Raw genomic sequence first — 21681 nt, forward strand, 5'->3', positions numbered from 1 at the left:
CCATGAAAGAACAAGCCTTGGGCAAGTGTGAGCTATGCGGCCGTTCCCCTCTCGCAACCACCGTCCATCATCTGACTCCCCGGGAGAAAGGCGGAGCGCTGCTGCCTACCACACTTCTCTGCAAGGCTTGCCACCGGCAGATTCATGCCCTGTATACCAACAGCGATCTGGTTGTTCTTAACCTGACCACGCTGGACAACCTGAGGCGTGATTCACAGATTGCCGCTTATCTCAAATGGATTACCAGGCAGCCGCCAGGTTCCGAGCCCAGGCTCCGCAAATCCAAGCATGTGCGGGGCGGGCGTTAGGCCGCCTCGCATTAGGCATGAATAGATTGCCTGTTATAGAGACACTATAGAGCGGAGAATGGCCGACAGGCTAACCATAATCTATAGTTAGGCAGGTGCATTTATGTTCAAGCGCTTTGACGAAATTGCCATTGAGATTCCCGAAGTAGAGCGTCCAGACCCGAATGCCGCGGCTGCAGTTCAAGAGCTGATGGGCGGTAAATTCGGCGAGATGTCGACGCTGAACAACTATCTGTTCCAGTCCTTCAATTTCCGCGGCAAAAAAAAGCTCAAGCCCTTCTATGACCTCGTTACGAGCATCACTGCCGAAGAGCTGGGGCATGTAGAGCTGGTGTCACATGCGGTCAATAAATGCCTGTTCGGATCGACATCGTACAAGGACCCGGATCAGACTCCGCTTGAACCTTTCAAAGATGCGCGAAACACTTATTTTGCGCTCAGCGGTGCGCAGTCGTCTATGCCTTTTGACTCGATGGGCCGTCCCTGGAGCGGGGAATATGTGTTCAACAGCGGGAACCTGATTCTCGATCTGCTGCACAACTTCTTCCTGGAATGCGGAGCCCGTGCGCACAAAATGAAGGTGTACGAATTAACGGATCATCCGGCAGCACGTGAAGTAGTAGGCTATCTGCTCGTCCGCGGCGGAGTCCATGTCGTGGCTTATGCCAAAGCGCTGGAGATGGCTACGGGAGTTGATGTAAGCAAACTCGTCCCCATCCCTTCCCTCAGCAACAAAGCCTTCAACGAGACACGCAAATACGAATCACGCGGACTGCACACGAAGCTGTACACGAACAGTGAAGGTGATTTCACGGCGATTAAGCAGATCTGGAAGGGACCGCATCCGGAGGATGGCCAGCCGCTTGAAGTCATCGAAGGCTCGCCTAAGGGATTTCCGGTTCCCGATGCACCTGAAGTACCGGAAGAATTCGCACCGGGATTCTCCGAAGAGGAATTTCTGGCTATTGCAGCACGTCTGCAGTCAGCCGCCAATATAAGAGAATAGAAATTGAAGGTTTAACCAACACAAGCAAGAAGAGTTAACAGATAAATATTGCAAAAAAAGCAGGTGCCTTCCTATGATGGAAGGCACCTGCTTCTGCTGGTTCTATAGTTTGCTGCGATATATTCTGCATCTGGTGGTTCCTAGTAAAGATTCATTTCTTCCTATCGCCATAGGCACTGAGCTTCTCATTGAGAACTTCCTGAAAGCTCTGGACTTTGTCTTCTGATCTCTGCGGCTTAGGATTGAGAACGGGCTGAGGTCTAAAAAACTGATGATTAAAAGCCATAAGATTATGTACGCTCATACTCATTGAAGTTCAACCTCCTTCTGTAATCTTCACCTTAGTTTGCGTGAGTGCGAAATATCTTATCCCTTATATAACCTGCTCTTTCAATTCCTAAACAGTTTTATCTCAGAAAAATGGAAATAGCGGACCCAGACTTGAAAAATAAAGTCCGGGTCCGCCGCTGAAGCTTATCTTTGTATTAACATCATTAATGGAGGAGAGCTGCGAACGACCTGTAATGATCTTCACCTCATGAACCAATCTTATTCCATCACGTTACGTGATACACAAGCCCTGAATGATAGGGTGAAGACATTATAACGAAAAATCAGTCACGCCTTTCTTAGAGGCATATTTCAGCGTATAGGTTCCTCCGCCCTCAAAGGGCATCATGGCCATTTTTATCCGGGTATAATCAAGCCTATGCTCTCTTAATACCTTTTTGATCAGAGCCATACCCCGTTGTTCATTTGTAACGACACAAAAGATGTTAAGCGCAAATTGATGCGGGTCTGACACCGTTTTGCCCAACTCATAACCATCCACATAGCCGAGTTCAGCATCAGCCAAGTATTTATTCAGATATTCCGTTACTTTATCCCTCAACCATTCATCGCGCTGGCTCCCCTTAATGCTATTCAAGGGATATTGTACGACTACCCAGCATTTCTCATTCATTCCAGTTCACTCCCTCGGTCTGATTAGCCCTCAATATGTCCTACGCAGAAAGAGCCAGCACCCGCACCTGCCTGATTATGTATGTGAACTCTCAGAAGTCCCAAACGGCGGATAATTGTATTTCATACAATTAAAAGGTAGCAATAAACGGAATGTGCCGGATTAGCTGTATTCTGTACAATTAAAAATGGCCGAAAGTCCATATTTAACGAAAGAAGGGGTTTTAGCTGTATGAAATACAGTTAACCCCCCAGTCATTCGATAATCAGTTGATTTAATTGTACGAAATGCAGCTAAAACGCCCCTAATTCCGCATTATTTCTTCACTGCTGCCCAGGACGCTTCATCCAGCAGTTCCAGCTCCTCCGGGTTTAGCCGGAAGGCCATGGCTCCGATATTCTCCCGGGCATGGCGGGCTTTGGATGCTCCCGGGATGGCAACTACGGTGTCGCCATGATAGTGAATCAGCCAGTTAAGGGCAACCTGGCCCGGTGTCACCTCATATTTCTCTGCCAGCTTACCCAGAGAATCAATCAGCGGCTTACTGCGGGTCAGACTGGCATCGTCCAGACCCGATTGCATCCGCCGGATCCGGGAGACTGCAGCAATCTGCGACGGATCCTTGTGGAAGCGTCCGGTCAGGATGCCCTGCTGCAATGGAGAGTAGGCAATAATGGAAATCCCCAGCTCCTTGGCAGCGGCCAGAGTCCCGTTCTGATCGATATTGCGGTGCAGCAGATTGTATTTGACCTGATTGGAAACAAGCGGAAGCCCGTAGGTTTTCAACAGCCGGTGTGCCTCAACCATCTGCTTGGCCGAATAGTTGCTTACGCCTACATAACGGATTTTGCCTGCCCGCACAAGTCCTGCCATGGCCTTCATCTCGCTGGCAATGGAGGATAAGGAGAACGGCTGGTGTATCTGATACAGATCAATTCCTCTTCCTCCCAGACAGGCGATACGCTGGTCAATCGTTGCGGTAATGGAGCCGGCTGTCCGCAGCAGCGGCCACCACTTGGTAGCGATCAGCGGTGCGGCATGCGGACTGCCCTCCTTCCGGAGCTGATCCAGCACATGAGCCAGCGCCTCTTCCGATTTGCCCCCTCCATAGATTTCTGCTGTATCAACCCAGTTCATACCGCCTTCCAGGCTGATCTTCACGATCTCTAGAATATCCGTATCGGTAAGATTGCTCCAGTAGCGGCCTACAATGCCGCTTCCCCGGCTGAACTGCCAGCAGCCGAGTCCAAGCGGCGATACGGATAAATCTGACTGTCCCAGCGGGCGTAAATTGACCTTGCTTGCGAGTGTCTCCATATTTCATCCTTCTCTCAGAGAATTAATTGAATACAATATGTAAGAGCTTATATAGCTATGAGACAATATAACTGTACACAAAGCTTAAGTCTTACCCTACAGGCTGTCAATTGTAGTGCCATTAAACACTGCATAATAAGGCCATGGCCTTAAAAAAGGAGGATATGGTATAATTGCCCTGCCATACTGCTCTAATTTTTGCAGGAAGCTTACATAAACACAACTATAACGGAGGGAATTCATTATCCATGATTAAAATTCTAGGTTTCCTGCTGCTGTACCGTCTGCTCGGCAATCCATTTCTGGCTCTGATCATTCTGCTCGTCGTTCTATATTTCGTAGACCGCCGTTATGTGGGCATTCTGCCCAGCTTCTCCAAGCCTTTCCGCCGCAGCCGCCAGATTTCCAAACTGCGCTTGACCATTGCACAGAACCCGAATGATGTAACCGCCAAATTCGACCTTGCCCGGCTGCTGACAGAGCGCAAACGCTACAGCGAGTCCAAGGAACTGCTGATGGCCATCGCCGACCGTTATGAGACCTCCGCTGAATACTGGGTAGAACTGGGGTACGCCAACCTCAAGCTTGGCCAGCTTCCCGAAGGAGAGTCCCAGATGCTCAAGGGACTGGAGATCAACCGCAGGGCGCAATACGGGCAGCCCTACCTTCGGCTCGCCGAAACCTTCCGGCATACGGACCACGATAAGGCCCTCTACTATGTGAGCCAATTCCAGGAGATTCAGACCTCCTCCAGCGAAGCTTATTATCTGGCGGGTTCCATGTACAAGGCTTTGGGGCGCGAGGAAGATGCCAAGCGTGCTTTTGCCGAATCGCTTGCCATTTACCGTTCATTACCCAAATACAAGAAACGACAGGAACGCGGCTGGGCGCTGCGCAGTTATTTCGCCAAGCTGCGCTGAGCGGCATATTATTAATGATACAGGACCTTTACCGCAAACAACCTCCGGCCGCTGCACGTTACCGTGCCCCGGAGGTTGTTTGGGTTATTTTACAGGAACCGTTATTTCAAGTTCAGGAATATATAGCTTATGCCCGTCTTTCCAGACGTAAGGTTTGATTATGATACTCTCCGGCCTCTTCTCAAAAGGTTCAAAGACACTGCTCTGTGATATCGTATGCCCGTTACCGCTACTGCTGCCATCTACCATAACGGCCTCTTGCCCTTGCCCATCCCACAGCTCGAACCAAAAAATGAAACTCCCCTGTTGCTTGTATTTTATCTGGAATGGCTTCCTCTATAGCCTTGATATCCGCTCCGGGGTCTCCCGTAACTTCAGTTAGCAGCCGGGTCGATGTTTGGCTTAGTTCCAGCCGCGTGACCCGCAAATGAATATGGTCATGTACCTTGACCTCTCCGGGAACAATCACAAGATCGCCCAATGTATTCTTGCTCACCGGAAACTCAAAGCGGAATGGCTGATCAATTCCATTAATAGAGACCAACATGGTGAGATCAAATTGCTCAGGGAGTTGCAGATTAACTCCACTCAGTGCTGTAACGATGACAGAGTCAGGTGCACCCGTCCCTCCCGAAGCCATGGCATTTCCCGTATTCACCGATTTTCCGTTCACCCGAAACTCAATATTATTGATTCCTCCCGCTTCCTCACCCATACGGGTCAAATCTAACCATTTCCCCTTGTCACCACCGTCTGCTTGAGCACGGGTAAGCACCACTGACAAGCGGCTTCCGTCATACATTTGTTCCGACACACTGATCGTCGTCCCGTCCTGAGTAACGCTCTGCTGAATATTTGTGGTTAGACCTGCTTTATTTGCTTTTTGAAGCCCGGCATCCCCTACAAGTCTGAATACACTTTCCATGAAGGGCAGCTGCTTCAGGGTCTCTGCCATTGCCGGAGAGATGAACCCCAGACTAACAATGATCACCAGCCCGGCGGCCGCAGATGCGGCACTAATCATCAGCCGGGACAGACAGCTACGTTTGCTCCTGTGTTTGGAGATGTCCTTGTCTGGAGTCTCCTCCAAGCTTGCCTCATCCCGTTCAACGATCATCCGGTAAGTTTTCTCCATACGTGTGTGCACAACTTCCGGCAGTTCAGGAAGACGCTCTTCCTTGAGGCCTTCCAGCCTGCTCTCCAATGGCTGCTGACTCATTCGTTCACCTTCCTTTCTACGGGTTGCGCGAGAGCTTGATATAAGGTTTTTCTGGACCTGTGCAGTCTGGTTTTGACTGCGCTCTCTGACAGCTCAAGCAGCTCTGCAATCTCCTGTAGCCTCAATCCCTATAATAATGCGGCTTAACAATCGTCCGCGATACCTCTTCCAGCCCGCTGATCGCCTGACGCAGATCTATATCTTCGGCGGATGAAGAAGAGGACTCTATGCTCTCCGGCGGATCGGACATAACTACCACCTTGTCCCGTCTGCGCAGGATCATGTTGCATTCATTAATCAGAATACGAAACAGCCAAGTGTTGAAATAGGCCGCCTCTTTCAATCCGGAGATTGTTCTAAATGCCTTCAGCACAGTCTCCTGCATGGCGTCCGCACAATCCTCGTCATTCCTGACCATGGACTTCGCCATACTGTACATCCGCCTATCCAGACTCTTCACCAGTTGGATGAAGACCTCACTGTCGCCTGCCTGTGCACGCCGGACCAGATCCTCTTGTACGGTATCCAGGGTAGATCTCCTCCCTTCCTTCGGGATGCTGCTGCTTCCCGCTTGTTAGTTTGTATATATCTGTTTAGTTGAAGCACAGGCGCATAAGGTTACCTCAGTACGAACATTATTTTCTTTTCTTATGTAAACAGCAAAGAACAGGCTCCATTAAACTGGAAGCCTGCTCTTTATTGTATCCTATCAGATAATACTGAACCTTAGAGATTCAGGGTTTTCGGCTTTTCCTCTGCAGCTGCCGTACTGAACGGCCACCAGTTGGCCCGCCCGAACAGCCGCACCATTACCGGCACGAAGAACGGAAGGAACAGCAATGCGTACAGGGCCAGACCCGAGAGCACCACGGTGGCAATCTGCATCATCGACAGCACCCCTGAAGGATACATCGAGGCGAATGTACCGCCCAGGATAACAACGGCTGACAGAATTACCGTTCCCATATTCCGCATGGCATGCAGAATGGCTTCACGCACATCCCATGTTTTATTCTCATTGAACCGGGCCATCAGGAAGATACTATAATCTACCCCGAGGGCAATCAGCATGACGAAGCTGAAGAACGGAGTCGTCCAGGTGATCCCGGAATAGTTCAGCAGATGGACGAAGATCGCCTCCGTTACGCCCAGTGCTGTAAAGTAGGTAATCAGCAGGGAGATAATCAGATACAGCGGCATAATGATTGACCGGAGCAGCAGCACCAATATGATGAAAATACCGCCCAGCATCAGAATCACCGTCCGCGTGTAATCCTCATTAGAGATTTTCTGCAAATCGCTGTAGGTGCTGGTCACGCCGCTCATGGCTGTCTCCGCATTCTCCAGCTTCGTACCGGCCACGGCGCGGTCCACCGCCGCCTGGATATCCCCGACACTGTCAATGGCTTCAGCACTGTATGGATTCTCAGCGAATACAACATCCAGTGTCATGACCTTCCGGTCTCCGGACAGATAGGTATCAAATACCTGCTGAATGCCGTCAGCTTCAAGCGCCTCTGCCGGTACGAAGAACCCGCTCAGCTCGTCATCCTTGGCATCCTGAATCTGCTTAAGGTAATCCTGTGCGGAACTCAGGCCGCCTGTGATTTGTCCCAGGCCATCCGCACTTTGTGTAAGACCATCTGTCAGCTGGCCGAGCTGGCCTGTAAGCTCACCGAAACCGTCCGCGAGCTGCTGCTGTCCGCCCTGCAGCTGATCCAGCCCGCTGGTGATGGACGGAAGCTTGCCGACAATCTGCCCCTGTCCGTCTGCCGCCTGATTCAGGCCGGATTGCAGCTGGCCGATACCGGCCACCAGCTGATCCAGCCCCTTCGCCAGCGCGGATTGGCCTGCTGCCGCTTTGGCATAACCGGCATTGGCTTCGCTCAGGCCCGCTGCCGCACCTTTGAGCTGGGCCGATATCTGGCCCAGCCCTCCGGCCAGCCCTGCAGCTCCAGCGCCGCTCTGCGTCACTGTACCTTTGATCGTCTGGTAATTGATATCCTGCAGCAGCTCCGGATGTGCAGTCTCAAGTCCTGCGAAGGAGCCTTCCAGACCTGTCAGAGCATCTGCAACACCCTGAAGCTGTGTCTGCAGGCCGGCAAGCCCTCCATCCAGCGCCGTCAGGCCGCTGCCGATCTTCTTGTAGCCTTCGAGCAGCGCCGTATTGGCCGCTGCCAGCTGTTTCGCGCTTGCCGCCGCCTGCGAGAGGCCGGCCTTAATCTCTCCGGCTCCGGCTGATCCGCTGCGGATGCCGTTCTCAATACGCGACAGGCCGTCACCCAGCGCAACGATGCCTTCCTTGAGCTCAGCTGTACCTTCCGTCAGCTTGGCGCTCCCGGATGCGGCCTCTGTAAGTTTCGGCCCATTCTCTTTCAGCTGCTCGCTTGCTTCTGCAAGCCCGCTCTGAATTTTGCTTAAGCCTTCATTGCTCTGATCCAGCCCGTCGGCGAGCGTAGCGACCTGAGTAGGGATCAGGAAGTCATTAATTTGCTCCCCGGTCGGACGGGACATGCTGCGCACAGCCTTGACTCCGTCCACCTTTTCCAGCTCACGGCTGATTTTCTCGGCCAGGCCCATATATTCAGCCGTATCCATCCGGTCATCATTCTTAATGACAATCTTGCCCGGCATCGACTCACCCGGACCGAAGCTCTCCGAGATAATGTTGAAGCCTTTGACCGACGCGTAATCCGAGCCGATTTCATCCATGCTGTTGAAGCTCAGCTTCCCGCTGTATGTAAGCAGGAACGGTACAACGATGACTGCCACAATCAGCAGCGCAGCCCAGGGTCTCTTCAGGGAGAAGGAGCCTGCCGCCCCCCAAATCCGGCTCTCGCTGTGCTCCAGCTTGCCGCGTGACGGCCAGAACAGCTTTTGGCCCAGCACCGCCATGAAGAACGGTACAATCGTCACGAGCGCCAGCAGCATCACGGCAATCCCGACAGCCACCGCGACGGCTGAACGGTATAGCATGAATTTGGACAGGCCGATCGCCAGGAATCCGACGAACACCGCCAGCCCTGAATAGAATACGGTACCGCCCGCTTTACGGTAAGTTGAGATAATAGCACTTTGTGTATCCTCGGAATGGGCAAGCTCTTCCTTGAACCGGCTGATCAGCAGGATGCAGTAATCCGTCCCGATCCCGAACATAACTGCGACCATGAATATCTGTGTGAACGTGGACAGGGGAAAATCAAACCGGTCCACCAGAAAAGCCACAACCGACTGTGACACAATATAACTCAGCCCCACGGTAAGCAGCGGCACAAACGGCGCTACGAATGAGCGGAACACAACGAACAGAATGAGCAGAATAAAGACAACTGTAATGTATTCCGACTTCTTCAGCCCGGCTTCCGAGCTGGCAATCGTATCTTCTGTAATCAGCCCTTCACTGGTCATATAATGATCAGCAGTGACGTCACCCAGCAATGCCCCGGCCTTGGCCGGCAGCTCTTTAACCTCTTCCTCTCCGCCCTGCACCGACAAAGCAACCATGATCGTATTGCCGTCTTTGGCAATAAGGGTATCCTTAAGTTCAGGCTGTGTAAAAGGATCGGTAATCGCACTGAGATTCAGGGAATCCTTATTCGCGGCCAGCTTCTCAGCGCCTTGCTTAATACTCTCGGTGTCCGCAGCCTGCAGGCCCTCCGGCTTGTTGAACACAAGCGCAACCTGATGTACCGTTTCCCCGCCTTTGGCTTCTGCCACTTCCTTCATGATCTCGGCGGCCTTTGACGAAGTGTATCCTGCCGGGACCGAGATCTGCCCCTTCTCCCGTACCAGATCGGACATAGCCGGGGCGGTCAGGAATAACACTACTGCCACCGCCAGCCATATAGCGATAATTGCCCATCTTGATTTTAAAATGGTTCTCAATTGTTTCTACCTCCTGGTTCCTGCATCAGAAATGCCAGCTTCTCAAACATCGTAATGAACCGCTCGATATCGTGATCCTCGAAGTGGAACAAGTAGGGGGAGATAACCTCCTGCATCTGCTTCTCGGAAGTGCTGTAGACACTTTTGCCATGCTCCGTCATCGTCAGATACACCTGCCGGCGGTCATTCTCATCACGGGTCCGCTCAATCATTCCCGCTTCGTCCAGCCGGTTGATAATAGCCGTAATTGAGCTCTTGCCCACCGCCACTGCCTCAGCCAAATAGGTGGAGGTACACTTCTCCTGTCCGGCAATCAGCCGGAGAATCAGGAACTGGTCATTCGTCAGCCCTTCGCCAAAAATATCCCTGAGTCTGGCATTAATCTGCCTGGTCACAACCATATAAGCGTCCACGTAACGGTTGATCCATTCCTCTGCATCCTTTTTCATGCGGGTTCCTCCTTTACGAAATAATAGTTCACGTGTAGAACAGTTTCACAGTAAAACTATATTGTCCTATTCTTAAAAAGTCAACCGCTGATCATGAATTTTACATTCCAGCGTAAAAACAGCCACCCTGCACCGTAAAGTGCTGAATGGCTGATCTCTTCCCCTATAATCTGTCAGTAATGTTCTGTTACGTTGAGGCCAGCCTTCCGCTTTACTCCTCGTCCTCGGTCTCTTCAACCTCGTACACACAGCGGAACATTTCGATTCCGGCTGCGTTCTCGCCCAGGCTGTATACCATAAATCCAAGGCTGCGGTAGAAATCCGCGGCAATCTCATCTTCGGTCTCCGCCACCAGATAACGCGGCTGACGGGTCGTCACCAGCTCCAGAATCATCCCCCGCGCATAGCCCTTGCCCCGGTTCTCCGGCAGCACTGCAATATGGCGGATATCCAGCGATCCGTCCTCAGTCTCTTCAAAGCCGGTGAGGCCGAGCAGCAGCCCTTCCTCCTCCCAGCCGCATAGCTGCAGTGCCGCTTGCTCCCGGTATTCTGCCGAAGTGCGCTCCAGCGCATCCGGATCATCTATAACCGCATAAGCCAGCAGTTCGTTCACCTCAGGGGTTCCGACAAGCGGCTTCAAATCAATCAACATTATTTGACCTCCTAAAAGTTTGTTTAGCACTTCCCACCATTAAGCGGCTTCCTGCAAGCCTGCTTCGAAAGCACATGCTTAAGTGGGGAATGTTCTCCTGTTGCCGGTGAGACCAAAGGTTCAGAGCAGCCTCCGCCTATCCCCGCACCAGCCGCAGCAGTGCATATCCCGCCCATACCCCCAGCAGGTTAAGCAGCAGATCATCAATATCCAGGCTGCCCGCCCGCAGCAGCATTTGCATCAGCTCAAGCACTATTATACATAGAACGGATACTAGCGTTAACCGCAGCAATGAGCGGTAAGCGGTGCTAACCAGAGGCAGCAGGATGCCAAAAGGCACAAACACGGCAACATTACCCAGCAGGTTAACCAGCCGCCCCGAGTAAGACACTCCGTTACTCATATCAAAATACAGACGCATGGTGCGCAGCGGCTCCAGATTGTAGCGCAGCGGCCCCTCTGTCTGAAGCGTCCGTCCAAAGCCGAGAAACATCCAGTAGATCAGCACTGCACTGTATATGAGTAGCAGCAGCCAGGCCAGTATCCGCCGCCCCGGGGGCAGCTTCTGTCTATTTGCCGCCGGTTTTCCTTTCCGGCGGTGTTTACGCGTGTTAGAGATTGCTCTCACCTTCAATGATTTCAATGGTGCCGTCATTCTTGCCGATCACTGCCATATCGGCAATGCCGATGAACAGCCCGTGCTCCACGACTCCCGGAATACGCTGGAGGGCAAGCGCCAGATCAGCAGCCGAGTCAATAGCCTCGAAGCGGCAGTCGGCAATATAGTTGCCGTTATCCGTCTTATACAGCTCACCGCCGCTGCGGCGCAGCTCCGGCTTACAGCCAAGCTTGGCCAGGTCAGCGACAGTCCACTCCCAGGCAAACGGCACGATCTCAACCGGCAAAGGGAATTTGCCAAGTGTGGTCACGGCCTTGCTCTCATCTGCGACCACAATCATACGGGTGCTGCCCATCGCAACAATCTTCTCGCGGAGAAGCGCGCCGCCGCCCCCTTTGATCAGCTGCAGTGCACCATCAAGCTCATCCGCACCGTCAATGGTCAGATCCAGAGAATCCACCTCGCCAAAGGCAACCAGCGGAATTCCCAGCTCACGGGCCTGATCCTCCGAAGCCTGCGAGGTAGCCACTGCCGTGATCTTCAACCCTTCACTAACACGTTCACCCAGCTTGCGGATGGCCCAGTAAGCCGTAGAACCTGTACCCAGTCCTACCTTCATTCCGTCCTGTACGTACTCGACGGCTTTCTCTGCTGCCAGCTGCTTAACATTGATACTCATTTTATTACCCCCATGTTATCCGTTATAATGAACCAAGTACAATAATGCACACCAGGAGGATTCCGGATGAGAACCGAAAATCAGATTCAATCCAAAATCAACGAATTGACGCTTCAGCGCAGATCTCTGGAGTCGCGTCTGGCACCCTTGTCTGCCGAAGATCCGCAGCGGGCAGCGCTGAATGCCCAGCTGACCCGGCTGGAAGATATGATGATGATGCTCGAATGGGTACTGAACGCACCCACCGGTAAATATCACGCCTAACGGGTAGTTAAGGACAATATGTAAGCCCGAACAGATCAGCAGGCAGGCCTACACTTTCAGCTCAGCTATAATCTTTGAGCATGGCCTCATATAGTATGGCATTGTCATGTTCAAAGCAGATAAATTCAATCCGCTGCAGCGGGAGCTCCGCTGATGTCCGTTCACGCACATAAGTCACGACTGAATCCAGCGCCGTCTTGCAGGCCAGCTCTTTGGGGAAGTTATAGATTCCTGTACTGATGTTCGGAAAGGCGACACTCCGTGCCCCGTAAGAGCATGCCAGACTGAGGCTGCTGCTGTAACATTGGGATAAAATAGCCGTCTCGCCTGCAGCGCCCCCTTTCCAAATCGGTCCTACGGTATGAATGACTCCCCGGAACGGGAGAAGACCTGCTGTGGTTACCGCGGCTTGTCCCGGGAGTATCCCGCCTTGCTTCTGCCGGATTACAGCGCATTCTTCCGCAATCCGGGGGCCGCCTGCCCGGTGAATCGCACCGTCCACTCCCCCGCCCCCGTAGAGGCCTGAGTTGGATGCGTTCACAATCATCTCACCCTGCCAGGCGGTAATATCGCCTTCACTTACTGAAATCACTACATTGTTAACTGTGATTTGCATGTTCGGCCTCCTGTTTCGCCGCAGTCTCCAGCGCTTTAATCAATTCCTTCTCCCCCCTGCGGACAGCCTTGCCCGGAAAAGATAAATGTTCAAACCGGACTCCCTGCATCGCGGCCTGGCGGAGATTGCTGAGCATATAATTCTGCGCGTCGGACAACACCATCTCGCCCCGTCCGGCAGCAACCCTGCACAGCGCATGCGTGATGAAGGACTCTCTGTCCGCCCCGTCAAACAGCGTGAATTGAAACAAAGGGACTGCTTCCGGCAACTCCTCATTCGGAGAGAAAGTCTGATGATATACAGAATACATCAAATGGCCGGTATAGGCTCTGGATGAATCATTCTCCCGTTCAGCAAGCATTCTGCTGTTCTGAAAGGCAATAATTCCGGCGGCGAACAGCAGAAACAGCACCACACTTCCAATCAAAGTAAATATTCCCTTCACCGCCAATCGCATGAAATGGACAATACCGTTTCTATATTATCATGTAGAGAAGTCTGCCGTGAATGGCCCGGAGGCAAGAAATGTTTATTTAAGCGTTTCATCTATAAAGTTATTTTGAGATATTCAAATTAACAGTTGAAACTTCCCGTGGCATGTCTCATAATGAAGTGGAGCAAACTGATTTGTCAATCCATACGAAATCAAGGGAGGATACCTGGAAATGAAATTTTTCTTGGATACCGGAAATATTGAGGAAATCAAACGTATTACCCGCCTCGGATTAGTGGATGGCGTAACGACGAACCCGTCGCTGATCGCCAAGGAAGGCAGATTGTTTAAAGATGTTATCCAAGAGATCGTGGCGATTGTACCCGGTCCGGTCAGCGCCGAAGTTATCGGTCTCACAGCGGAAGAAATGCTTAAGGAAGCTTACGAAATCGCTGAATGGGCTCCGAACGTCGTAATCAAGCTGCCAATGACTGAAGATGGTCTTGAAGCTTGTTATGAACTGACCAAGAAAGGCATCAAAACTAACGTTACGCTCGTATTCTCCGCTGCTCAAGGCCTCATGGCAGCCAAAGCGGGAGCTACTTATATCAGCCCGTTCGTCGGACGTCTGGACGATATTGGTGTTGACGGCATGAAGCTGATCAAGGATCTGAAGACCATTCTCACTAACTATGGCCTGAAATCCGAAATCATTGCAGCCAGCATCCGCAATATCGCCCACGTAGAGCAAGCAGCTATTGCCGGCGCTCATATTGCTACCATCCCGGGTTCACTCTTGCCTTCCCTCTGGAAGCACCCGCTGACAGACAGCGGTATTGAGCGTTTCCTGAAGGATTGGGAGAAAGTGCCGCAAGTTTAAAATCATAAAGGTTTATTAGTTTAAGCCCCCTTCCGCGAAACGCGGAGCGGGGCTTTTTGTTATTTGGCGTCCCGCAAATGCCTTGACCAATTTGCTTGTTGTAATTATAATTGTCATAACAACTAATTTTTCGAAGGAGCATTTTTTTATGCCGCATTCTTCTCCGCAGCAATTTCTCGGTTTCCTGCTGGGCTCCACCCACCGCAGGATTACCACCGGCTTTGCCAGGGCTCTGAAGCCTTATGATATTACTCCCGAGCAATGGTCGGTCCTGCTCATGATCTGTGACCGCAGCGGGATCAGCCAGAAGGAGGTAGCCGCTGCTGCCGCCAAGGACCAGCCGACCACTGCACGGATCGTTGAGCTCCTGCTCAAGAAAGGATTCATCAGCAAGTCCATGAATCCCGGTGACCGCAGGGCTTTTCAGCTCTACGCCACAGAAGAAGGGCAGTCGCTAATCGGAAATACGCTCGGGCTGGAGCAGCAGACCATTAATACTGCTGTGGCCGGGCTGAATCCGCAGCAGCTTGAAGAGCTCCGCAGCATGCTGGAGCTGATCTACCACAACACTAACCATCAAGAATAGGAGCACACACCTTTGAGCAATTCAACAGAACGTCTATGGACCAAGTCCTTCATTACTCTCACCCTATGCAATCTGCTGCTGTTCACCGGCCTGCAGATGACCTTATCCACCCTTCCGGCGTATGCGGAAGGCACACTGCATGCAACTTCCGTGCAGGTCAGCCTCGTAACCAGCCTGTTCGCACTCAGCGCTATCGCTTCCCGTCTATTCTCGGCCAAAGCCATGGAGAAGGGCGGCCGTAATCTGCTGATCTTCCTCGGACTGTCCGTTTCACTCGCGGCCGTAGCCGGCTATTACTTTGCAGGCAGTATCGCTGCCCTGCTGCTGCTCCGGATGTTATTCGGCGTTGGCTTCGGAATGGCCAGCACTGCCTTTCCGACTATGGCATCCGACGTAATTCCTGTCCGCCGGATGGGTGAAGGCATGGGCTATTTCGGGCTGTCCACCAGTCTGGCAATGTCCGCCGGTCCGCTGATCGGGCTCAGCCTGCTGCAGGGACCCGGCTTTGGCTCCCTGCTCCTCGGCGCAGGAGCTGCGCTGGCCATTATCTTCCCGCTGGGCTACCGCCTGGCCAAGACCTTGCCCCCGCAGCACAAAGAGCCCGCAGGAGTACCCGTTGCTGCCTCCGGGGGCGGGGCGTACCGCAGGCTGTTTCTTCCCTGCCTGCTTAACTTCCTGTTATCCATCTCCTATGGCGGACTGATTGGCTTCCTGGCGCTCTTCGGAGCTGAGAAGAGCCTGCCCCACGTAGCCTACTTCTTCCTGTTCAATGCCGTGTCGATTGTGATTATCCGTCCGCTGTCCGGCAAGATTTATGACCGCTTTGGCCCGGCAGCACTGCTTATCCCGGGAAGCCTGTTTATCGCCGGCGGTTTGCTGCTGCTCTCTTTTGCATCAACGACAGCTGCCCTGTTCCCAGCCGCCCTATGTTACGGCTTCGGCTTCGGGTCGATGCAGCCTGCACTCCAGACCTGGATGATCCAATCCGTAGAACCGCGCCAGCGCGGGCTGGCTAACGGCATGTTCTTTAACTCCCTTGATCTCGGAGTCGCCATCGGCACCTTGCTGCTTGGTGCAATTGCCTTATATACAAGCTATACGGTTATGTACAGATATTCTATAATCGCACCTGTCCTGCTGCTCGTAATCTACCTCTTCGTCTATGCATCACAGCGCAGCAGAAGACGCCACTCCCCTGCACAGGAAGTGATCAGCCACACGTAACCCACGCTATAGTTCAAATACCTTCCAATGCCCCCATGACATCAGCAGCAGCGAACCAGCGGCGGTCCAAGTGCCACTCCGGTGAATCCAATGCTGCTGTACAGGGCGGCACTCATCGTTCACAACACCTTTTATTGTGGTTTTTTCTGGAGTCTGATATTCGCCAGCGTCAAAAAAACCGCCCGGCGTTTACACGCGTAGACGGTTCTGCAGACAATCCATTGCTCTCAGTCCTGTAAAGCTCCTGCCGATACAGTCTCGCGCACCGCAGCCGGAAGGAACGGATTAGGCTGACCCAGGCTGTAGATATGAAGCAGATGCATCGCCCGGGTACAGGCGGTATAGAAAAGCTTGCGTTCATGCTCACGGCCATATTTCTCTGCGGAGCCATCGTAGATAATTACGGCATCGAACTCCACGCCTTTAGCCAGATAGGCGGGCAGCACCAGAGTGCCCTTTTGAAAATTAGGCGTTTCCTTGGTAACCAGCCTAACCGGCAGCCTGCTCTGCAGTTCATTATGCACCCGTGCACTTTCTTCCGCTGTTTTGCAGATAACAGCTACATAATGATAGCCCTGTGCATGCAGACTCAGCACATCCTGCTCCACCGAGGCCAGCAGGTCGTCTTCACTGTCCACGACTGTCAGCAAAGGCTCCTCGCCGCGCCGGTTAAACGGTACGATTTTCTCCCCTCCGGGAATCATCGCCCGTGTAAACTCGACAATCTCATAGGTAGAGCGGTAGCTGCGGGTCAATGAGATCACTTCCGTGTTCTCTTCGCCATAGATGCTGACCAGCCCGGCCAAATCCCCCAGCACCTCACCTTGCGCATAGATGGCCTGGTTGAGATCGCCCAGCACAGTCATTTTGGCCCGCGGAAAGAGCCGGCGCATGAATTCCAGCTGGAACGGCGAATAATCCTGCACTTCATCGACGATCACATGACGGATCAGTGTATTGGTGCGGAAGCCCTGACTGAGCTCCTTCAAATACAGAAATGGTGTCGCGTCTTCGTAGGCCAGTTCGTTCCCGGCAATGGTAGCCAGCGTGAAGCTGCAGATGTCATCCCATACATCAGGCAGAACCTGGCTGCTGTTCAGGCTGTCCATTAACTCCCGGTCGGTAAACAGCCGGCTGTACAGCCCCTTCACATCAACGAACCGTCCGCGTTTGGTCCAGCCGCGCAGCGGCTTGAGGCGCTGGCTGACGATATAACGGGCGAGCATGATTTTCTCCGTTTCAAAATCATCAAAGCTATCATTATGCCCTCCGCCCTTGCGGCGCATCATATTATAAGCACGCTGATAGTCGCTGTTGTCCATAAGCTCAATCTGGTCATCGACCCATGATGCACTGCGTTCCTCAATGCTAAATGCTGCTATTCTTTTGAGCAGCCAGCCGGTCATCAGTTCGATCCGGTTAGCCAGCTTGATACCCGGGTCATAGCTATAGAACTGGCGCTCCATCTCTTCCTTGCCGACAACCGCACGCCCCTGGAACATCAGCGGCTTGAACATCATGCCTTCGTGCTCCAGCAGGTTTACATAGCGCCTGATAACATCCAGGAACGATACGGAGGATTTATAGGTGATCCCTGCTCTGCGTATGGAGGCTTCCGGCCCATCCGGCGCGTTCAGCAGGCTCTCCGTCTGATTGAACACATCCTCCAGCTGAAACTCTTGTCCGAGCCGGTGCTCCAGATACATCTGGAAGGTGGTCTGCTGCATATTCTCTTCACCGAGTTCAGGCAGAACGGTGGATACATAGCTGTTAAACAGCGGGTTTGGTGAAAAGAGCAGCATCTGGTCTGCCTGCAATACCTCGCGGTATTTGTAGAGCAGGTAAGCTACCCGCTGCAGCGCCGCTGAGGTCTTGCCGCTTCCGGCCGCACCCTGCACAACCAGCATCCGGCTTCTGTCGTTGCGGATCACCGCATTCTGCTCCTTCTGGATGGTCGCAACAATGCTCTTCATCCGGTCATCGGCGCTGTGGCTCAGCACCTGCTGAAGCAGCTCATCGCCGATCGTTACGCCGGTATCGAACATCACTTCGATCTCTCCATTATCGATTACAAACTGGCGTTTGAGCTCCATGTTCCCCGTAATTAGTCCGCCCGGCGTGTCATAGGACGCCGGACCCGGCGCACCGTCATAATACAGGCTCGATATCGGGGCCCGCCAGTCGTAGATCAGGAAGGTTCCGTTATCCTCCATCAGTGAACCGATGCCCAGATAGATTTTATCTGCCGCAGCATCAGCTGATTCCGAGAAATCAATCCGGCCAAAGTAGGGGGATACGACCAGCTTTTTATATTTTTTGAGTGCTTTACTGGACTGCAGATGATGGCGTTCGCGTTCGTTCAGGATCTGCGCCTGCTGCCGCAGGCTTGTTGAGGTCTCGCCCAGATCGTCAGGACTGCTGAAGTTCACGGTAACTTCTTCCCAGAAGTCCTTACGCATATCCACGACATCCGTACGGTGGAGTCCAAGCTCCTCCGACAGCAGCCGGATGTGGGTAGATAACTGCCTGGTAATTCCGGTTACCCGCTCCTGCTCCTCTTGCCACTCGTGATCATGTTTATCCAATGCATTTCATCCCCTTCAGAAGGTTGACATTCATAATTCTACATGTTATAATTAAATTGAATAACTATGTTTTTTTGAATTAGGCTTTATTTGATATCTTTTTATATTACCAACTCTTTAGCGCTTTTACAAGTTTCCGGCACAATTTATTTCTAAGATAAGAATTGCTTCACGCAATACATAACCCTATGATGTATATATTCATCCGGTCCCTCTGGGACCGGATTTTTTTGTTCTTTATATTTTTCCCGTCATATCGGCAGTGTCCTTCTCGTCCGTGTTCATCCGGTTAATCTGATCAGCCACCCTATCCAGACGATCCAGCTGATAGCCGTAATCATATATTGCCGCTGCCACCACGGACAACCGCAGCTGCCCGGATTTCTCAGGATCATATCCGTGGATGGCCGCCTCCAGAAAACGGTCGTTGTCCTCTGCCAGAAGTTCAGAATCATTCGCACCCGGCTTCAGCTTATCCTCGAATTTCAGCAGGATGTACTCATGATATTTAATCAGCTGCTCCAGATGCCGGTCAAACAGCTCATCGGTACGTTCTGTCCGCTCGGCCTGGAAGTAATGCCGGTCTATAGCCTCCAGCACCTGAAACCCCTTCTGCAGAGAATTGAGCAGATTCTTATACACCACCATTTGTCTGGTCTGACTGTATTTCGCCCTTCTTAGCTGCTTCTGCTCCTCTTCGAACAATGCATACTTGTCAGCCAATGCCTTAATGGAACCTTCCAGAGCGTTCTTCTCATCCCGGAATACACTTTCCTTCATTTCATGCGATACCGCAGTCCTTAGCAGCAGTGACAGGCTGGTGAATACATTCTCAATCTGCTGGATGTACTGCTTGCGCGGCTTCGGCGGAAAGACAGCGATATTAATAATGAATGCCGACAGAATACCGGTCAGCGTCAGCAGAAAACGGGTGAGCGCAAATTGCCACTGCCCGGAAGCCTCCATTACGGAGATCACGGTAACCAGTGTCAGGCCGATCGTATCGGCGCGGTTCATTTTCATGCTGATCATAATCACCAGAATACATACCAGCCCGACCGCAATCGGTTCATTGGACAGCAGCATTCCGCCCAGCAGGGCTATCACAGCTCCCATGGTGCTGGTCTGAATCTGATCGAGGAAATACCTCCATGATCTGTATATGGATGGCTGCATGGCAAAAATAGCCGCTATAGCCGCACCGACAGGGGAGGCGAAATTAAATAGAACGGACAGATAAAGTGCGAGCGTGACTGCCATTCCTGTTTTGAGTATGCGGGCACCAAAAGCCAAATCCATCCCTCCTAAAGAGCTTGATCTATTTCAATATAGATGCTGTGAATAAAAATTTATGTATATCCTGAAGGTATTCGGTAAATCTCTAATAATTGCACACACATTATTACCCATGAAGCACGCTGGCGAATTTTAGTATGGCTTAAGCCGGGTTTAAGGATTCTTTCAGCTTTCGGGGAATACTGGGTACATGTCAGCCAACATACAACTCAGAAGAGGTGAATCATGAACAACCCTATCCAAAGAATTACTGCATTCACTGCAGCCGTAATGCTCACTATGGCACCGGCTGCCGCTTTTGCGGAGAATCCGTCTGCCGGCACAGCCACTTCCGCACCGGATTCCATACACGCCGGCAGGGAGCATGGGCATCCTCACGGCGGGAACAAGAACTTCCGGGCCGGAGGCCATTTCATCATCAATGAAACGGCTAAGCTGCTTGAGATGGACCGTTCAGAGCTCATTGACAGCCTGAAGGCAGGCAAGACACTCTCTGCCCTCGCCCAGGAGAAAAAGGGCTGGAGCGAAGATCAGTACATCCAGAAGCTGAGTGAAGCAGCCAGCCTCAAGGTCGACGAGTCGGTCAAGGACGGCCGGATTACGAAAGAGGACGCCGACAAGCTGAAGGCCGGGCTGCCCGTAATGATCAAGCTGAGCCTTAGCCGTGCGGCTCAGTTTCATCAGGCCAAGCCTTCACAGCAGCCTGCTGCGCCGAAGACACGCTAAAGCACCAGTCAATGATGCGGATGCCCTGCAGATTATTTGCGGGCATCCTTTTTGCCGTGCGGGCCTCCCCCTTTGCGCTCCCTGGAGTTCCGGTAAGCCTCGAAGCAGGCGGCAGACAGCATGAGCCATGCGCCGCTGGCTGCGTAGCCGCCGATCACATCACTGGGATAATGCACGCCCAGATAAATCCGGCTCCAGCCGATCCCGCCGGTCATCAGCACGGTGAACAGAATCAGGATGAACCGCTCACGTCTGTTGTGCATATGCCTCCAGAGAAGATAGGCAATCACTCCGTATAAAGAGAAGGCAGCCATAGAATGTCCGCTCGGAAAGCTGTACCCGGCCTGTTCAATGAGTCTGTGTATAGTGGGACGTTCGCGGTGGAACCACAGCTTCAGCAGTGTATTCAGCAATTGCGAGCCTAAGCCTACCCACAGAAACAAAGCCAGCTCCATCCGGTGCTTCAAGGCGAAGAATAATATAGTCATAGTCAGCAGCGAAATCCCGATAGCCAGCCTCGAGGAGCCGACGAGCGATAAGCTTTTGGCCAGCGCAGTGAGCGGCGGCGATTCCACAGATTGCACGATATGTATAACGGCACGGTCAAAGCCTGCAGCTCCGCCCTGCTTCACCAATACAGCGATCAGGATAAATCCCAGCAAAAACCATATAAAACGGCGAAATCCGCCGGACCAGTAATGATAATAAAGCATAACTACCCCCTTGTCTATTTCCGCGCCTGATGACAGATTTCCTGGAAGAGTCTCTCCCGTGTTATAATTGCCTAAGAAGTTAATTCATACTAAAGATGGAGTGCTGCCAAAGTGGAAAGTCTAAAATTACAGGAACGATTGTTGAACCAGTGTATCTCAACAAAAGTGCCCGTGACCATTTTTACAACTAACGGAGTCAAAATGCAGGGACTCGTAACCTCTTATGACGCTTATACTATCACCTTGCAGGGTCAAGGTGACGGCAGACAGAACGTACTCTTCAAATCGGCAGTCTCCACGGTAGTGCCGCTGAAGCCCGTCTCACTCAAATAAGCAGTCC

Annotated in this window: 25 protein-coding genes; 9 read left to right on the forward strand and 16 right to left on the reverse strand. The window is 52.3% G+C overall.

The window, feature by feature from the left end; translation table 11 throughout:
• Positions 1-2 precede the first annotated feature (2 nt).
• Together NYE33_RS25430 and NYE33_RS25435 are read left to right on the forward strand one after the other, a co-directional pair.
• Positions 3-308 carry an HNH endonuclease gene (locus NYE33_RS25430; RefSeq protein ID WP_042136695.1) on the forward strand — a complete coding sequence of 102 codons (306 nt, stop codon included), beginning with the start codon at positions 3-5 and terminating at the stop codon, positions 306-308.
• A gap of 103 nt (positions 309-411) precedes the next feature.
• A complete protein-coding gene (locus NYE33_RS25435) occupies positions 412-1314 on the forward strand; it encodes a manganese catalase family protein (protein WP_042136694.1) in 903 nt (300 codons plus the stop codon).
• Positions 1315-1465: 151 nt separating this feature from the next.
• On the opposite strand, the gene NYE33_RS25440 is transcribed toward NYE33_RS25435, so the two are convergent.
• The 3 genes from NYE33_RS25440 to NYE33_RS25450 form a co-directional block, all read right to left on the reverse strand.
• Positions 1466-1624, reverse strand: coding sequence for a hypothetical protein (locus NYE33_RS25440; RefSeq protein ID WP_179093555.1), 159 nt, complete (start codon positions 1622-1624; stop codon positions 1466-1468).
• 291 nt (positions 1625-1915) lie between these two features.
• On the reverse strand, positions 1916-2278 hold the full coding sequence (locus tag NYE33_RS25445; protein ID WP_341068149.1) for a hypothetical protein: 363 nt from the start codon (positions 2276-2278) through the stop codon (positions 1916-1918).
• A 315-nt stretch (positions 2279-2593) separates the two neighbouring features.
• Complete coding sequence (locus tag NYE33_RS25450) at positions 2594-3595, reverse strand: aldo/keto reductase (RefSeq protein WP_042136690.1); 1002 nt, start codon at positions 3593-3595, stop codon at positions 2594-2596.
• A 248-nt stretch (positions 3596-3843) separates the two neighbouring features.
• Here NYE33_RS25450 and NYE33_RS25455 point away from each other — a divergent pair, with 248 nt between their 5' ends.
• Positions 3844-4515 (forward strand): tetratricopeptide repeat protein, encoded by a 672-nt coding sequence (locus NYE33_RS25455; protein WP_042136688.1) that lies wholly within the window; start codon positions 3844-3846, stop codon positions 4513-4515.
• Positions 4516-4744: 229 nt separating this feature from the next.
• On the opposite strand, the gene NYE33_RS25460 is transcribed toward NYE33_RS25455, so the two are convergent.
• From NYE33_RS25460 to rpiA, 8 genes are all read right to left on the reverse strand, one after another.
• Positions 4745-5734, reverse strand: coding sequence for a DUF4179 domain-containing protein (locus NYE33_RS25460; RefSeq protein ID WP_341068153.1), 990 nt, complete (start codon positions 5732-5734; stop codon positions 4745-4747).
• Entirely contained in the window at positions 5731-5859 is a 129-nt protein-coding gene (locus NYE33_RS36585) for a sigma factor-like helix-turn-helix DNA-binding protein (RefSeq protein WP_144026122.1), read from the reverse strand. The genes NYE33_RS25460 and NYE33_RS36585 overlap by 4 nt, the downstream gene beginning before the upstream one ends.
• Positions 5856-6164 (reverse strand): sigma factor, encoded by a 309-nt coding sequence (locus tag NYE33_RS25465; RefSeq protein WP_341068154.1) that lies wholly within the window; start codon positions 6162-6164, stop codon positions 5856-5858. Before NYE33_RS25465 ends, NYE33_RS36585 begins: the two co-directional genes overlap by 4 nt.
• 296 nt (positions 6165-6460) lie before the next feature.
• Positions 6461-9619, reverse strand: a complete 3159-nt coding sequence (locus tag NYE33_RS25470; protein WP_341068156.1) for an MMPL family transporter — start codon at positions 9617-9619, stop codon at positions 6461-6463.
• Positions 9616-10068, reverse strand: coding sequence for a MarR family winged helix-turn-helix transcriptional regulator (locus NYE33_RS25475; protein WP_042136684.1), 453 nt, complete (start codon positions 10066-10068; stop codon positions 9616-9618). Before NYE33_RS25475 ends, NYE33_RS25470 begins: the two co-directional genes overlap by 4 nt.
• Positions 10069-10279: 211 nt before the next feature.
• Positions 10280-10720, reverse strand: a complete 441-nt coding sequence (locus NYE33_RS25480) for a GNAT family N-acetyltransferase (protein ID WP_039298121.1) — start codon at positions 10718-10720, stop codon at positions 10280-10282.
• A gap of 136 nt (positions 10721-10856) precedes the next feature.
• Positions 10857-11348: a VanZ family protein gene (locus tag NYE33_RS25485; RefSeq protein WP_256703936.1), complete on the reverse strand. Its 492-nt coding sequence runs from the start codon at positions 11346-11348 to the stop codon at positions 10857-10859.
• Positions 11332-12012, reverse strand: a complete 681-nt coding sequence (gene rpiA / locus NYE33_RS25490; RefSeq protein ID WP_179093556.1) for a ribose-5-phosphate isomerase RpiA — start codon at positions 12010-12012, stop codon at positions 11332-11334. Before rpiA ends, NYE33_RS25485 begins: the two co-directional genes overlap by 17 nt.
• 72 nt (positions 12013-12084) lie before the next feature.
• Between rpiA and NYE33_RS25495 the strand changes: the two genes are divergently transcribed.
• Complete coding sequence (locus NYE33_RS25495) at positions 12085-12282, forward strand: hypothetical protein (protein ID WP_042136681.1); 198 nt, start codon at positions 12085-12087, stop codon at positions 12280-12282.
• Between the two features lie 61 nt (positions 12283-12343).
• On the opposite strand, the gene NYE33_RS25500 is transcribed toward NYE33_RS25495, so the two are convergent.
• Together NYE33_RS25500 and NYE33_RS25505 are read right to left on the reverse strand one after the other, a co-directional pair.
• On the reverse strand, positions 12344-12898 hold the full coding sequence (locus NYE33_RS25500; protein ID WP_336102828.1) for a macro domain-containing protein: 555 nt from the start codon (positions 12896-12898) through the stop codon (positions 12344-12346).
• Positions 12882-13343, reverse strand: coding sequence for a hypothetical protein (locus tag NYE33_RS25505; RefSeq protein WP_341068158.1), 462 nt, complete (start codon positions 13341-13343; stop codon positions 12882-12884). The genes NYE33_RS25500 and NYE33_RS25505 overlap by 17 nt, the downstream gene beginning before the upstream one ends.
• A 220-nt stretch (positions 13344-13563) precedes the next feature.
• On the opposite strand from NYE33_RS25505, the gene fsa reads away from it, so the two are divergent.
• The 3 genes from fsa (at position 13564) to NYE33_RS25520 (ending at position 16021) form a co-directional block, all read left to right on the forward strand.
• On the forward strand, positions 13564-14211 hold the full coding sequence (fsa, locus tag NYE33_RS25510; RefSeq protein ID WP_341068161.1) for a fructose-6-phosphate aldolase: 648 nt from the start codon (positions 13564-13566) through the stop codon (positions 14209-14211).
• A 148-nt stretch (positions 14212-14359) separates the two neighbouring features.
• A complete protein-coding gene (locus NYE33_RS25515; RefSeq protein WP_042136675.1) occupies positions 14360-14797 on the forward strand; it encodes a MarR family winged helix-turn-helix transcriptional regulator in 438 nt (145 codons plus the stop codon).
• A 12-nt stretch (positions 14798-14809) separates the two neighbouring features.
• Positions 14810-16021: an MFS transporter gene (locus NYE33_RS25520; protein WP_341068163.1), complete on the forward strand. Its 1212-nt coding sequence runs from the start codon at positions 14810-14812 to the stop codon at positions 16019-16021.
• Between the two features lie 227 nt (positions 16022-16248).
• On the opposite strand, the gene helD is transcribed toward NYE33_RS25520, so the two are convergent.
• Complete coding sequence (helD, locus tag NYE33_RS25525) at positions 16249-18606, reverse strand: RNA polymerase recycling motor HelD (RefSeq protein ID WP_042136671.1); 2358 nt, start codon at positions 18604-18606, stop codon at positions 16249-16251.
• A 237-nt stretch (positions 18607-18843) separates the two neighbouring features.
• A complete protein-coding gene (locus NYE33_RS25530; RefSeq protein ID WP_042136669.1) occupies positions 18844-19899 on the reverse strand; it encodes an FUSC family protein in 1056 nt (351 codons plus the stop codon).
• Positions 19900-20127: 228 nt separating this feature from the next.
• On the opposite strand from NYE33_RS25530, the gene NYE33_RS25535 reads away from it, so the two are divergent.
• Positions 20128-20628 (forward strand): hypothetical protein, encoded by a 501-nt coding sequence (locus NYE33_RS25535; RefSeq protein WP_042136667.1) that lies wholly within the window; start codon positions 20128-20130, stop codon positions 20626-20628.
• A gap of 32 nt (positions 20629-20660) precedes the next feature.
• Here NYE33_RS25535 and NYE33_RS25540 read toward each other — a convergent pair whose 3' ends face one another.
• Positions 20661-21341, reverse strand: coding sequence for a phosphatase PAP2 family protein (locus NYE33_RS25540; protein WP_336102825.1), 681 nt, complete (start codon positions 21339-21341; stop codon positions 20661-20663).
• 111 nt (positions 21342-21452) lie between these two features.
• Here NYE33_RS25540 and hfq point away from each other — a divergent pair, with 111 nt between their 5' ends.
• A complete protein-coding gene (gene hfq / locus NYE33_RS25545) occupies positions 21453-21674 on the forward strand; it encodes an RNA chaperone Hfq (protein ID WP_039298097.1) in 222 nt (73 codons plus the stop codon).
• Positions 21675-21681: the final 7 nt, after the last annotated feature.

It is taken from the genome of Paenibacillus sp. FSL R10-2199 (genome assembly GCF_038000235.1).
Lineage (GTDB): Bacteria > Bacillota > Bacilli > Paenibacillales > Paenibacillaceae > Paenibacillus_AQ > Paenibacillus_AQ phytohabitans.